This window comes from Hymenobacter sp. J193 (genome assembly GCF_024700075.1).
Lineage (GTDB): Bacteria > Bacteroidota > Bacteroidia > Cytophagales > Hymenobacteraceae > Hymenobacter.
The window spans coordinates 2,823,793-2,837,896 of sequence record NZ_JAJONE010000001.1; the positions used below are offsets into that span (position 1 = coordinate 2,823,793).

Annotated in this window: 9 protein-coding genes; 4 read left to right on the top strand and 5 right to left on the bottom strand. The window is 58.0% G+C overall.

The window, feature by feature from the left end:
* Window positions 1-47: 47 nt before the first annotated feature.
* The 3 genes from LRS06_RS12340 to LRS06_RS12350 form a co-directional block, all read right to left on the bottom strand.
* The gene (locus tag LRS06_RS12340) at window positions 48-611 is read right to left on the bottom strand and encodes a hypothetical protein (RefSeq protein WP_257871773.1); all 564 of its coding nucleotides are present in this window, start codon (window positions 609-611) and stop codon (window positions 48-50) included.
* Window positions 608-1,837, bottom strand: a complete 1,230-nt coding sequence (locus tag LRS06_RS12345) for an AAA family ATPase (RefSeq protein ID WP_257871774.1) — start codon at window positions 1,835-1,837, stop codon at window positions 608-610. Before LRS06_RS12345 ends, LRS06_RS12340 begins: the two co-directional genes overlap by 4 nt.
* An 81-nt stretch (window positions 1,838-1,918) precedes the next feature.
* Window positions 1,919-5,395, bottom strand: a complete 3,477-nt coding sequence (locus LRS06_RS12350) for a PAS domain S-box protein (RefSeq protein ID WP_257871775.1) — start codon at window positions 5,393-5,395, stop codon at window positions 1,919-1,921.
* A 315-nt stretch (window positions 5,396-5,710) separates the two neighbouring features.
* On the opposite strand from LRS06_RS12350, the gene LRS06_RS12355 reads away from it, so the two are divergent.
* From LRS06_RS12355 to LRS06_RS12365, 3 genes are all read left to right on the top strand, one after another.
* Window positions 5,711-6,244 (top strand): YceI family protein, encoded by a 534-nt coding sequence (locus LRS06_RS12355; RefSeq protein WP_257871776.1) that lies wholly within the window; start codon window positions 5,711-5,713, stop codon window positions 6,242-6,244.
* Between the two features lie 761 nt (window positions 6,245-7,005).
* Complete coding sequence (locus tag LRS06_RS12360; RefSeq protein WP_257871777.1) at window positions 7,006-8,193, top strand: T9SS type A sorting domain-containing protein; 1,188 nt, start codon at window positions 7,006-7,008, stop codon at window positions 8,191-8,193.
* 121 nt (window positions 8,194-8,314) lie between these two features.
* On the top strand, window positions 8,315-9,073 hold the full coding sequence (locus tag LRS06_RS12365; RefSeq protein WP_257871778.1) for an alpha/beta fold hydrolase: 759 nt from the start codon (window positions 8,315-8,317) through the stop codon (window positions 9,071-9,073).
* A gap of 57 nt (window positions 9,074-9,130) precedes the next feature.
* Here LRS06_RS12365 and LRS06_RS12370 read toward each other — a convergent pair whose 3' ends face one another.
* Window positions 9,131-10,240, bottom strand: coding sequence for an energy transducer TonB (locus tag LRS06_RS12370; protein ID WP_257871779.1), 1,110 nt, complete (start codon window positions 10,238-10,240; stop codon window positions 9,131-9,133).
* A gap of 114 nt (window positions 10,241-10,354) precedes the next feature.
* Window positions 10,355-11,350 carry an aspartate-semialdehyde dehydrogenase gene (locus tag LRS06_RS12375; protein WP_257871780.1) on the bottom strand — a complete coding sequence of 332 codons (996 nt, stop codon included), beginning with the start codon at window positions 11,348-11,350 and terminating at the stop codon, window positions 10,355-10,357.
* A gap of 116 nt (window positions 11,351-11,466) precedes the next feature.
* Between LRS06_RS12375 and LRS06_RS12380 the strand changes: the two genes are divergently transcribed.
* Window positions 11,467-14,070, top strand: a complete 2,604-nt coding sequence (locus tag LRS06_RS12380; protein WP_257871781.1) for a lamin tail domain-containing protein — start codon at window positions 11,467-11,469, stop codon at window positions 14,068-14,070.
* Window positions 14,071-14,104: the final 34 nt, after the last annotated feature.

Consider the following 14,104-nt stretch of genomic DNA (forward strand, 5'->3'; position numbering starts at 1 on the left):
CAGAGTAGAAAAGCCCCGCCAGATTCGTCTGGCGGGGCTTTTTACTTTCAGGAAAAAGTGATTGAGTCTGTAACCAGCAACTCAACTACTATGTCAGCATCTACAAGGATGTTGAGTTGTACAAGACGTGCTTCAAGCTGAGCCGAACGGGGTGGAAATTCTTCCTGGAACCCAACGCAGGCAATGGCTAAGACTATGGATTTCGGCGCGATAATGCCAGCCTTAAAGTAATCATTAATAGTAGCCGCCAACTGGGGAATACAGTCCTTGACCCGCTCGGAGCGGCGTGTTTTAGTGCCGTGCTTAAACTCCACAAACCGAATGTCCTGCTCGCGAACCAACGCGCAGTCACAGCGCGTAGCATCATCGGACAGGTAGCTGCAACAGTCAATAGCCACCAAGTGAATCGTGTGCGCCTGCGGGTTGCTGACTTTTAAATCATTTGCTGCAGGTTCGCCGATGCGACGGGCACAGGGTTGCCTTTTTATGGGCATACCTTCTACTGCCTCGGGCAAAGGTGGGTCGTAGACGTGAAACACGGTATCGGTGTGGCTGCTGATGCAGGACGCGGCTATCCGCGACGGGAATTTCTCCTGAATCAGGGCTATCATCGAACGGCTACTCCTTTGGATAAGCGAATCAGGTTATCGAAGGCATCGGCGGCATCACCAGATAGCGCATCCAGCTCATTGTTGTCGATCAAACCTAGCTCTGCATTTACCAACGACTGCACGCCGCCATTCTCCACCTGGTAGCACGCAAACTCCTGAGGGTTTATCCAGCTGGCCCGCGGTACAATCTTCGCCACATCCTCTGCGCGGTCGGGATGCTTTTCGGCTACCTGATAGGCGTAGAGCAGGAGGTTGAGATGGGAGAGAATGTAGGGGCTGTGCGTGGTGATGGTTAAATCATTTTCGCCGGTGGTGCATTTCTCCACCAGCCAGTTCAACAAGCCTTGTTGCGCGGTAGGGTAGAGGTTTAATTCGGGCTCTTCAATGATGAAGCTTTGTGCCTGCTCCGTGTTGCGGCTCAGATGCTCCAGCAACACCAGCAGCGGCGTAACTGATTGAATGCCGCTAGCTGCTTCGTATAAGTGGATAGCAGATTCTTCATTTGAGTAGCTTATATAATCTTTTTTATCATGTCTAAAATATTGTACGCCCAGAAAAGGGATTGAAATATCATTTATTTTATCTCGTGCTTGAAAAAAAATATTTGAAAATTTAAGAAGTGTCTTGGGTAATCCAATGTCGTCACGCATGAGACCGGGCCAAGACGACATAATGGATGCGACAAACGAGCGGTCAGATGGCGCATACAATACGGAAATATTATAACCTTTTTCCATTATATCTTTTCGAGTAAAGCTATGATTATCTTCAGCTCGCTTTATTAAGTCCTCAACTTGGTCCAAAAGCGCCTTTCTTCTAATTTCGTCGTCTTCTATTTTAGCTTTATCTAATAAAGACTTTGTTGTTTTGATAATAGATGAAGCTTCATATATTTTGCTTTTATGCACACTATAAATTTTGTCGGATAGTGAGACGAGAACAGAGCCTTGCTCGAAGGACAAAATTTTGAGTTGATCCTGATCTTTATAAAATACTTCGGAGTCTATTTTTTTGTGACTATTTAATAGATAGTCATTAAAGCAAGCATCCCTAATAGAAGAATTCGTGACTTGGCTAGAGTATGAAGAATCCCGAAACACCGCCGCCAGCTTCGCCAGCGTACTTTTCCCCCCACCTGTCGGGCCAATAAATACCGTCACTTTCTTGAAGTCCACGGTGGCGTCTTTGATGGGGCCGAAGTTTTTGACGCTTAGTTGCTCGTTCATAGCTATGCGAAGTCTGACCGCCAAACGGGCGGGAAACAAAGGTACTATTCTACGCTAACGGCTGCTGAAGCGTCGGCTCGCTTATTCCTCTTCCAGCTCCGCCCGCAAAGCGCGCAGCTCCCGCGTCATGTGGGTTATCAACTCTTCCAGGCCTGCCACAGTCTCCGCAATCCGGGGCAGCAGCAAGGCCGCGTCGAAGGGCTGGCGCCACACGTCGAGGGCCTGCACGGTGGGCAGCAGGCGGTATACCTCCAAGTGCTCCAGGCTGGGCTTGAGCTTGTGGGTGGCGGCGCGCATTTCATCGGAGCTTTGGGCAACAGCGGCGGCCTGCAATTCCGTAATGGCCTCCTGGCAGCTTTCGATGAAGGACTCCAGCATCAGTACCGTAAACGAGGCGTCGCCCTGCCCGATCTGGTGCACAATGCTCAGGTTATAGAGCGGCGGCTCGACCGGGGACGGGGCGGGCGCTTCCACGGCCACAGCGGTTTCCAGCGTGTCGTCGCCCAGGGTCCAGAGGCAGAGCAGCTTCAGCAGCTCATCTTCCTGGAAGGGCTTGGCTAGGTAGTCGTTCATGCCCGCCTTCAGGCACTTTTCCCGCTCCCCCTTGATGGCGTTGGCCGTGAGGGCAATGATGGGGGTGACGAGGCCCAGCTGCTGGCGCAGGTAGCTGGTGGCTTCCAGCCCGTTCATAATGGGCATCTGCACGTCCATCAGAATGGCGTCGAACACCTGCGTGCGGGCCAGCTCCACGGCGGCGGCTCCGTTTTCGGCTTCCACCACCTCCAGGCCCGCGTTCTGCAGAAAGCCTTTGGCAATCTGGCGGTTGAAGTGGTTGTCTTCCACCAGCAGGATGTGCTGGCCGCGCAGCTTCTCGCGGGTAGCTGAGGTGATAAAGGCCTTCTGCGGCAGATCGGCGGCTGAGCCCACGGGCAGGCGCAACGTAAACTGGCTGCGGGTGCCCACGTGCTTGAGGCTGTCGATTTCGATCTGCCCGCCCATGAGCGTCACCAGCCGCCGGCTGATGCTTAGCCCCAGCCCGGTGCCCCCGAATTTACGCGTCACAGAGGAGTCTTCCTGGCTGAACTCCTTGAAAATATCCACCAGGTAGTCGGCGTCGATACCAATGCCGGTGTCGGCCACCTCAAAGCGCAGCAGCACGTCTTCGGCGGTGGCTTCCAGCAGCTCGCAGGTAATGGCCACGGCGCCTTTCTCGGTGAATTTGATGGCGTTGTTGGCCAGATTCAGCAGCACCTGGGTGATGCGGTAAGGGTCGCCGAGCAGCACGGCGGGCAGCCGCTCATCGGGTACTACGCCAAAGCTGAGGCCCTTTTCCTCGGCCCGGAAGTGGAGGCTTTTTTCCACCTGCTTCAGCAGCGTTGTCACGCTGAAGCCAATGCGCTCAATCAGCAGCTGGCTGGCCCCGATCTTGGAGAGGTCGAGGATGTCGTTGAGAATCACCAGCAGGTTTTCGCCGGAGGTGGCAATGGCGCGCAGGTAGTTCTGCTGCTCGGCGTTCAGGGGCGTTTTGGCCAGCAGCTGCCCCATGCCCAGAATGGCGTTCATGGGTGTGCGGATTTCGTGGCTCATGTTGGCCAGAAACAGCTCCTTGGCCCGTGCCGACTCCTCGGCCTGCTCCTTGGCGGCCCGCAGGTGGTTTTCCAGGCGCTTCTGGGGCGTAATGTCGAGGGTGATGCCGATGGTGCCGTGCACGCGCCGGTGGTCGTCGTAGAGCGGGGCGGCGCTTACCAGCAGCCACTTTACTTCGCCCGATTTGCTGGTAATAGCCAGCTCGTACGTTTCTGACTCGCCTTCCTGCCGGCGCTGGTCTTTCTCCCGCATCAGAGCCAGGTCCGTGGGGCTGAGCATGTACGACATCACGGGCTGGGCATCGAACTCCTCCCGGGAGTACTCGGCAATGTCGCAGAACGCCTGGTTTACGTACGTCACGCGCAGGTCCAGGTCCATTTCCACCAAACCCAGGTTCATGTTCTCGATGATGCCCCGGTATTTTTCTTCCCGTCGGCGCAGGGAATCCTCGCTGGTTTTGCGCGCCGTAATGTCCTGAAACTTCCAGAGGTGGCCGATGTAGCGGTTCTCCACGAAAATCGGGGCAAAGTCGCACTGCAGGGTGCGGCCGTCTGCCAGCACAAACAGCTCCCCTGTTACCGGCTGCCGGGCATTCACAATAGCGTGGTAGCGCTGCAGAAACTCCTGCGGATGCCGGAACCGGTGCTCAATATCCTGGCCCAGCTGGCTGGTATCGTAGCCGACGAGCTGCTCGGCCGTGGCCGCGAGCTGGAAAATCCGGCACACGGCCTCGTTGGCCAGCACCACACGGTGCTGCTCGTCTTCCAGCAGAATACCCTCCTGAAAGTTGGAGATGGTGGTGTACAGGCGCAGGGTGCTGGCTTCCAGATCGGCCGTGGCCTGCTTCACCGCCGAAATATCGGTGTGAATCCCCGTCATGATGAGCGGCTGGCCCTGCTCGTCGCGCGTAGTGACGAGGCCCCGGGTAAGCACCCACTTGTGGCTGCCGTCCTTGCAGAGCAGGCGGCGCTCCACGGTGTAGAGGGGCGTACGGCCCGCCAGGTAGGCATCGGAGGCTTGTATGCTGAGCGGCTGGTCGTCGGGGTGTACGTGTTGCTGCCAGGTGGGCAGCAGGGCAAATTCCTCCTCACTATAGCCCAGCATGGTGCGGTAGGTTTCGGAGAAGTACTCCTCGCCCGTCTGGTAGTTGAATTCCCAGGCTCCGTCGCCAAACCGCTCAATGGCCGAGCGCCAGCGGTGCTCGTTGGCCTGCACGGTTTCCTCGGCCTTTTTCAGCGCCGATATATCCAGCAGAATGCCACTGTACAGCCGGCCGCTGGCATTCGAAACCGAGCAGGCCGCCGTGCCCCGGCACCAGCGCAATGGTTGGCCAGGCACCTGCAGGCGGCCTTCAAACGACCACGAGCCCCCGGCTTTGCGGGCCTGACGCAGGGCCGTAAACCACAGCGGCCGGTCGTCGGGGTGCACAAAATCGGCCAGATGGAGGGCCTGCTCCGGCGTCAGGCCGAAGATACTGTGCAATTGGGGTCCGATGTAGCTGACTCCCGAAGTGCCGTCATCATTGGCCCGCCATTGAAACAGCACACCCGGGATATGCTCGGTGAGGTAGCGCATCTGCTCCTCGCGCTCCAGCAGCGTCTGCTTCCACTCGCTGATATCCTCCAGCAGCCCGATAAAGGCGGCTTCGGCGGTAGGCGCGGCCAGCGGCTGCAGCTTCAGGCGCATCCAGCGCAAAGAGCCATCGGCCCGCTGAAAAGGAACTTCAGCGCGCACAGGCCGGCTGGCTTGCAGTTGCTGCCGGAAGTCGGCCAGCCCGGCGCCCGCCAGCGCGCTGACAAGTAAATCCGGCACCTGCCGGAAGCTGCCAAAGCCGAAAACGTTAGCAAATCCGGCGTTTGCCCACGTAAGCTGCCCTTCCTGGTTCAGGAGCACTACGGCGTCGAAGACCTCTTCTAAAAGAGCAAAATCCCGTTGCCAGGACTCAGAAGACAGGAGGGGAGGGGCATTCACGAGGCAACAGGGCAGGCAGTGAGCGGGGCAAGACGAGCGGGTAGTAAGAAGTAAGGTACTACTTGCCGGGCTATTTATGCGCTGGCTGAAGAAAGAAGCCGGAAAAAATCGGAATGCGTGTGGTAAGGTACCGGGCTCGTAACTGTAAGAAGCTGTTTATGCGTTAGAAGGAAGTTGAAAAATAATATTAAACTAATTTGTGTAGGTACATGTATGTATGTACATAAGTTGTATATTTGCCTCGTCAATCAGGCAGCGCCTTTGCAGCTTACCACTCGTAGTCTTTCATTTCTTCTCCTTTTCACTTCCAGCACCATGGCTACCACTAAATGGGTTCTTGACCCCACGCACTCCGAAGTTCAGTTCAAAGTGAAGCACCTTGTTATTTCAACCGTAACGGGCTCGTTCAAGCAGTTTGCCGGGGAGGTAGAAACCGAAGACGACAACTTTGAAACGGCGAAGGTGCATTTCACAGCTGATATCAGCAGCATCGACACAAACCAGGAGCAGCGCGACCAACACCTGAAGTCAGGCGACTTCTTCGACGCCGAAGCGTACCCGCAGCTCGTTTTTGACTCGACCTCGATGCAGAAAACCGGTGAAGGCGAGTACAAGCTGCATGGTACTCTGACGCTGCGCGGCAACGCCAAGCCCGTAACGCTGAACGTGGAGTACGGTGGGGTAGCAACCGATTTCTACGGCAACCAAAAGGCCGGTTTTGAGGTGAGCGGCAAGATCAGCCGCAAGGAGTTTGGCCTTACCTGGGATGGTATTACCGAAGCCGGCGCCATTGTGGTAAGCGACGAAGTGAAGCTGCTGGCCAGCGTACAGTTTGCCAAGCAGGCCTAGTACGGTACTGGCTCAGTACACCAACAAAAAAGCTGCTCCCTACTACGGGGCAGCTTTTTTGTTGGTGTACTGAGCCATAAAGTCAAGGCTTTTGCGTAAAAAGCATGGTACTAATCCGCGGCTATAGGAGTTATTAAAGTATTTTATTTAAATTAATAATTGATATTATGCAATAATATATTTACTATATATATTTGGTAGCAAGGGAATTGCCATTGTCCACCCTCAACCGCTACCGAGTTATGAAACACACCTACTTTCTGATTTTCAGTCTTGTACTGCTGTTGCCTGTTCTGGCACACGGGCAATGCAACAATGCATCAACGATAAGTTACCCTGGTGGAACGGTGACGGGGACCAATGGTAACAGCAACACTGTTTCCACCTGCCCTACCGGTAGCACTTTTCAAATCCAGGGCACGTCCACTACCGTAGGAGCGGTACTTACCTGGACTATGAAGGTTGGGACCGGGACCGCGCAGGCTGTTACAGGCACCAACTCAATTGATACAGGTGGTTTATCTGTCAGTACCTTACAGATTAATCCAGCCCAGCAGACAACTTACACGCTGACGAGCGTTGTCACGACGGGTCAAAACGGCGCTACCTGCCCCAACAAAACAACTTTGGCCGTTATTGTCATCAACCCAGCCCTCAAAGTTTCAGCAACCAACAACATCACCACTATCTGCTCTGGCAGTTCGACAACGTTGACTGCTACCGGGGCTACGTCTCCTTCCTATACCTGGTCGGCACCGGGAATGACTACCGTAACCAACGCGGGCACCCTGCTTGTGTCGCCTACGGCTACCACCACCTATACCGTAACGGCCAACACCGGCACCACCTGCGGCGTAAGCAGCCAGAGCATTACCATCACAGTGCCTACGCTTAGCGTTTCCCCCGCTGCTAATACCATCTGCCCAGGTACGCCCATCACCATGACGGCAACTTCCAATCTGCCAGGGGGCACGTATAAGTGGTACACGGTAAGCGGCAGCACGACTACCCAAATTTCGGGCGCAACCAGTCCAACTCTGACCAGGAACCCCAGCGTGTCGACAACCTACCGGGTGACTTGCACCAATCCGACCGGCTGCACTACGTCGGCGGATGCTGTGGTGACGGCGGCGGCCCAAACGCTGGCTGTTTCGCCCACGGCTAGTACCATCACACCCAACCAGAGCATCACGCTAACGGCTACCTCCAACCTGACCAACGCCGACTACACCTGGCATACCGGCGGCATGACTGGACCGGTAATTGGCACTACTGCCAGCCTGGCGGTAGCCCCGGCTACCACTACCACTTACACCATAGTAAGCTCGTCCGGGAGTTGCACCAATGCGCAGGGGGTTACTGTAACGGTAAGCCAGTTTTTGCCGGTGGAGCTAACCAAGTTCGCCGCCACCTGGACCGAGGCCGGCACGCAACTGCTCTGGGTTACAGCTTCGGAAAGCAATAGCAAGGAATACAGTATTGAGCGCAGCCTGGATGGCAGGCAGTTTCAGATAATTGGGGCCCGCAAGGCCGCAGGCAGCTCAACGGCCGAAAGCCGCTATAGCTACACCGATGCCGGCGCCCGGTCGCTGAGCCAGAACACCATCTACTACCGCCTCAGGCAAGCCGACTTCTCGGGTGCGGTAAAGTATTCTGAAGTAGCCAAAGTAACCCCGGCCATCCGGAGTGCCGCGCTGCGGGCAGTGGCTTTCCCGAATCCGTTTGAGCAGACGCTCACGCTGACGCTCATTGGGCAGCGCGCGGGCGGCCTCACGGTTACCGTGCAGGATATGCTGGGCCGCACCGTGGCAACGCGCCAGGCTACCGCTGCCAGCGGGGAAGCTATGGAGGTGAGCGTACCGGAAGCTGCCGCGCTACGGGCCGGGGTGTACTACCTTACCGTGCGCCAGGGCAACGAACAGCAGATACTAAAAATCAACCGACGTTAAGAGCTTGAGCCCTCTTTATTGGCAGACCCGGCTGCTATGCGTGGCCTGGCCTGCGGTTTGCCCTCTATATTTGGCGGCCGCCGGGGCCTGAAACTGATTAGGCCTGGTGTTGCCTCTGCTTATGCCTTCTTCGCATCCGGTTATTGTATTTCTGCACGGCTTCGCCGAATCTCGCGAAATCTGGACAGACTTCACACGCGGCGTTCCGACTCACTACCGCTTACTCACGCTCAATCTGCCCGGCCACGGTACCAACGTACACGCCATCCGAGACTACTCAATGGAAGCCCAGGCCCGCTACGTGGCCGAGCAGCTGCGGCAAAAGCAGGTGGAAAAGGCGCTGCTGGTGTGCCACAGCATGGGCGGCTACGTGGCTCTGGCCTTCGCGGAGCGCTACCCCGATATGGTAGCGGGCCTCGTGCTTTTCCACTCCACTGCTCTGCCGGATACCGACGAGAAGAAAGCCAACCGCGACAAAAACATGGACTTTGTGCGCCGGCACGGGGTAGATAAATTCATGGAGTCGTTTATCCGGCCCTTGTTTGCGCCGGCCAACCGGGAGCGAATGCTGGAGCAGCGCCAGTTGCTGGAGGATATTGGCCGCGCCACCCCCGAAACCACGGTGCTGGGTGCCCTGGAAGCCATGAAAACCCGCCCCGACCGCACCAACGTGCTCAAAGAGGCTGCGTTTCCGGTTTTATTCATTGCCGGCAAAGACGACGTGGCCGTTACGCTGGAAAGTCTGCTGCCTCAATTGGCGCTGCCGGCCCAAAGCCACGCGCTGCTCCTGGATAGCGTAGGCCACCTCGGCTACTTCGAGGAGCCGGAGCTGACGCGCCGTGCCGTGGTGGATTTTGCGAATGGGGTGTTTGGGGTGTAGGTGCGCCTACCGATCCTACTCTGTTCAGACTGCACCTTGCCTGAAACCCGAGGCAGGTTACATCATCTTAAATGTGAGTGGTACAGTGAAAAACACACGAACCGGCTTACCCTGATGCCGGGCTGGCTTATAGTTGGGGAAGTCGGTGCGAAACACCCGTAGCGCTTCCGCATCAATTTCCGGCGACACGGAGCGGATGATTTCTGAATTTTCCAGGCGGCCATCCTCGGCTACCTCGTAATACACCAGTACGGTCCCTTGCGTCTTGTTATGCAAAGCCGCTATCGGGTAGCGGATCCGACGGCCGGTAAAGCTCAGCACATCCCCCGGTAGCGGAAAAACCGGTAGCTGGTCGGCATACGAAAGTGCCGGACCCGCCGGGCCGAAAGTAACTGGCACGGTGTGTTGCGTGCTGACATGCTTACCATAAAGCATAGCTGGCTCCCAGGCCGGCATAGCGCTGACGTGGGCCACAGCAGCGGCGAGCAGCGCTGCATCGGGAGCGGGTATGGCAGAGCGCTGGCGACGGCGGATTTCAGCGGGCTGCTGCACAGCTTCTATTTTCGAAATAGCGCCGGTACTATCTACCACGAATGATACAAACACGCGGGGCGGATGAGTAGCATTTGGTAGCGCGTTGTAGCCCGTCGGGAGAGGGAGGTTGCTCAGATAGGCACTCAGTGCCTCAGGCCCACCGCTGAAACGGGCTAACTCCGTTTTGGTATCGGTACCAGCGGCGCGGGCCGCCAGTACTTCCTTCACGTTTGGGGGCAGCCGGAATTTGATAGGCAAAGTAAAAGACACCGGCACCGGTTTGCCTACCTGACGACCGGGTGTAAATGCGGGTAACTTTTCTACGGCTCGCACAGCTTCGGCATCCAGCAGCGGATGCGTGCCTTTGCTCACCTTCACGTCCTCAACGCTGCCTGACGTGCCTACTATAAACTGCACAAACACCTGGCCTTCGATGCCCTGCTCCAGGGCGGCCGTGGGATAGTAAATGGTCTGGCCAAGTGTTTCAAGCAAGCCGGCCTGCCCACCCGGAAATACCGGCATTTGCTCCACATAGGTGTAGACGGGCAAATGGGCGGGCTGAGCGGTGGTTTGCGCCTGGACAGTTGTGGCGCTGCATAAGGCTACGAATACCAGCCAACGAAAATGATACATTACAGAATAGAGAGTGAGGTGATAAGGCCAGCAAAGATGCCGGAATTGGCACAAAGACACAAAAAAGCCCCGGAGCAGCTGCCCCGGGGCCTATAAAGCGGAGCCAGGTAATTTCTACCCCAGCAGCCCCATGGCCTGCATCTTTTCGGCAATCTGCACGGCATTGGTAGCGGCGCCTTTGCGCAGGTTGTCGGCCACCACCCACATGTTGAGGGTGCGGGGCTGGGTTTCGTCGCGGCGCAGGCGGCCCACCAGCACGGCGTCCTTGCCGTGGGCATCCTTGGGCATGGGGTATACGTTGTTTTTCACATCGTCCACCACTTCCACGCCTTCAGTTTCGCGCAGGATGCGCACCACGTCTTCCAGCTCAAATTCCCGCTCAAACTCCACGTTCACCGACTCCGAGTGGCCGCCCATCACGGGAATGCGCACCGTGGTGGCCGTCACCCGGATGTTGTCGTCGCCGAGGATTTTCTTGGTTTCCTTCACCATCTTCATTTCCTCCTTGGTGTAGCCGTTTTCCTCGAACACGTCGATGTGGGGCAGCACGTTCAGGTCGATGCGGTGAGGGTAGGCGGGGTTGCTGGCCGTCTGACCGGCGCGCTCTTCCATAAGCTGATCCACGGCCTTTTTGCCGGTGCCCGTTACGCTCTGGTAGGTGCTCACCACAATGCGCTGCACTTTGTAGGTGTCGTGCAGCTTGTTGAGGGCCACCACCATCTGAATGGTGGAACAGTTGGGATTGGCAATGATTTTATCTTCGGGCGTGAGGTCCTTGGCGTTGATTTCAGGCACCACCAGCTTTTTGGTAGGATCCATGCGCCAGGCCGAGGAGTTGTCGATAACCACGGTGCCCACGGCCGCAAAGCGCGGGGCGTGCTCCTTGGAAGTGGAGCCGCCGGCCGAGAAAATGGCCACAGCCGGCCGGGCCGCAATGGCGTCGTCCATGCTTACCACCTTGTATTTCTTGCCCAGAAACTCAATTTCCTGGCCCACCGATTTTTCGGAAGCCACCGGAATCAATTCCGTGACGGGGAACTGGCGCTCTGCCAGTACTTTCAGCATTTCACCCCCGACCAGGCCGGTGGCACCAACGACAGCTACTTTCATAAGAGTTACAAGGTTTGTCGGCCGTAAATGTACACTAGCATCAGGATTGATTTCTCGGTATATTTCTCCCGTTTCCGATTTCTAACGACGCATCCGCTACCCTTAACTGCCGTCCCGTGCGCATCTTTATCTGTTGCCTGCTCACACTTCTGGCGCTGCCCGCCGCTGCTCAGCTCACCGAAACCTTCGCCGACGGCAACTTCACCCAAAACCCCGCCTGGACGGGCGACGCGGCCGGCTTTGAAGTAAACGCGCAGCTCCAGCTCCAGACCAACGGGCCCGCCACCACCGGCACCGTGCTGCAGCTGGCTACGGCCAGCACCGCCGCCAACGGCGCCACCTGGGAGTTCTATGCAAATCTGAAGCTGGCCACCAGTTCCGGCAACTACGCCGACGTGTGGCTGCTCTCGGAGCAGGCTGATTTGAAAGGCGCCGGTAACCGCGGCTACTTCGTGCGCCTGGGCGGCACCCCCGACGAGGTAAGTCTGTTCCGGAAAGATGCCACCGGCAGTCCCGTGTATGTGGTAAATGGCCGCGACCAAAGCCTGAGTTCCACCACCAATAACCTGGCCCACGTGCGCGTGACCCGCTCCCTGGCCGATGGCTGGACCCTGGAGGTAGACTACACCGGCACCGGCCAAAGCTACCAGCTCGAAGGCATCGGCGAAGACAACACGTACCTGCAAAGCAGCTATCTGGGCGTCATCGTCACGTACTCGTCCAGCAACAACCGCAGCTTTCTGTTTGATGATTTCAAAGTGACGGACCAACAGGCGCCCGGTCTGGTGCTGGCCACGCCCACTGCTGCCCGCCAGCTGAATGTGGTGTTCGATGAGGCCGTGAGCGAAACCCAGGCCGTGGGCAGCTACCAGCTCAGCGGCGGCCCGGCCATCATCAGCGCTACCCGCGACGCGCAAAACCAGAACGTAGTGCACCTCACGCTGGCCGCCGATTTGCCCACGGGCGCCAACACGCTGGTCATCCGCTCGGTGGCCGACGTTTTTGGCAACGTGCTGACGGGGCCGTTCAACCTGGGCTTTACCAACAGCGGCTTTGCTATTTCGCCCGGCGTCAACCAACTGCTCATCACCGAAATTCTGGCCGATGAAACGCCGGTGATTGGCCTGCCAGCCTCGGAGTACCTGGAAATCTACAACCCCACGACCAACATTCTGAATTTGGGCGGCGTCCGGCTGCTTAAGCCCGGCAGCAGCGGCAACCCGGCGGTATTTCCGGCCACGGCCACATTATTGCCCGGGGAGTACGCCGTAGTGTGCGGTAGCACGCGGGTAGAGTTGTTTGCCGGCGTGAACAAAGTCTTCGGGGTGAGCAACTTTCCCAGCCTCAGCAACGGCGGCGACCAGCTGGTGCTGCGCGCGCCTGCCGGCCAGACGCTCTACGAAATCCGCTACTCGGATACGTGGTACAAAGACGCCGAGAAAAAGGAAGGAGGCTGGTCCCTGGAAATGATTGACCCGGCCAACCCCTGCGGCGGCATCGAAAACTGGACGGCCAGCGCCGACCCCAGCGGCGGCACACCCGGGCGTGCCAACGCCGTGCGCACTGCCAACGCTGACAGTCGGCCCCCGGCCCTGCAACGGGCGTTGGCGCTAAGTGCTACGTTGGTACGTCTGTATTTCAGCGAGAAGCTCGACAGTGTGGCCGCCAGCAGCTCCGCGCTTTACACCATTGCGGGCAACACCATCACGCGGGTAGCTGCCGTCAGCCCCGATTTTCGGGTGGTGGATCTGACGCTGGGAACGGCCCTGCAGCCCAGCCAGCCAGTGACCGTGAGCGTGCAGCGCGCCACCGACTGCGTAGGCAATGCCACCGGCGCGGCGGCTACCGCTACGGTAGCACTGCCGTCGGTGGCCGTGAGCGGGGATGTAGTCGTCAACGAAATCCTGTTCAACCCCCGCACCGGCGGCTACGATTTTGTGGAGCTGCTCAACCGCTCCGCCAAGTACATCAACCTGCAGGGCTGGCAGATCGGCAACGAAAAGCCCGATGGCAGCGTGGATGCGGCTTCTATCAGCAGTGAGGCGTACGTGCTGGCTCCCGGCCAGTTGGTGGCACTCACGGAGCGGCCCGATGTGGTGCAGGCCCAATATCCGACCAGTTCGGAGCCAGCTGCCTTCCTGGAGCTAGCCGACCTGCCCACTTTCCCCGATGACGCTGGTATTGTAACACTATATGACCGAACCGGGGCCCCGTTGGAGCGTGTTCCGTACAGTGCCAAGCAACACTTGGCGTTGCTCGATGATGTGAACGGCGTGTCGCTGGAGCGGATTCGGGCCGCGGGCGGCAACGAGGCCAGCAATTTTCACTCGGCAGCGGGCAGCGTAGGCTACGCCACGCCGGGTCGCCGCAACTCCCAGCTGCAGGAAGACCCCACCGGCACCAAGCTCTTCAGCCTGGAGCCCGAAGTCTTCACGCCCGATGCCGATGGCCAGCAGGATTTTACCACTCTCAACTATACCCTCGACCAAACCGGCTACGCCGCCAGCGTGACCATTTACGACGCGCAGGGCCGCCCCGTGCGCAAGCTGGTGCGCAACCAAACGCTGGCCACCAGCGGCTTTGTGCAGTGGGACGGCCTCACCGACCAGGGCCGCAAAGCCGGCGTGGGCGTGTACGTGCTGCACATCGAGCTGTTCCGGCCCAGCGGCGGCGACAAGCGCGAGTACAAGCGCACGGTGGTAGTGGGGGCGCGGTTTTAAGATAACCTCCTGCTTCGTCAAGCTCAGGTTCGCT

Coding starts and splice junctions, on each gene's coding strand:
- LRS06_RS12355 (WP_257871776.1), top strand. CDS start 5,711: ATGGCTACCACTAAATGGGTTCTTGACCCCACGCACTCCGAAGTTCAG.
- LRS06_RS12360 (WP_257871777.1), top strand. CDS start 7,006: ATGACTACCGTAACCAACGCGGGCACCCTGCTTGTGTCGCCTACGGCT.
- LRS06_RS12340 (WP_257871773.1), bottom strand. CDS start 611: ATGATAGCCCTGATTCAGGAGAAATTCCCGTCGCGGATAGCCGCGTCC.
- LRS06_RS12345 (WP_257871774.1), bottom strand. CDS start 1,837: ATGAACGAGCAACTAAGCGTCAAAAACTTCGGCCCCATCAAAGACGCC.
- LRS06_RS12370 (WP_257871779.1), bottom strand. CDS start 10,240: ATGTATCATTTTCGTTGGCTGGTATTCGTAGCCTTATGCAGCGCCACA.
- LRS06_RS12365 (WP_257871778.1), top strand. CDS start 8,315: ATGCCTTCTTCGCATCCGGTTATTGTATTTCTGCACGGCTTCGCCGAA.
- LRS06_RS12375 (WP_257871780.1), bottom strand. CDS start 11,350: ATGAAAGTAGCTGTCGTTGGTGCCACCGGCCTGGTCGGGGGTGAAATG.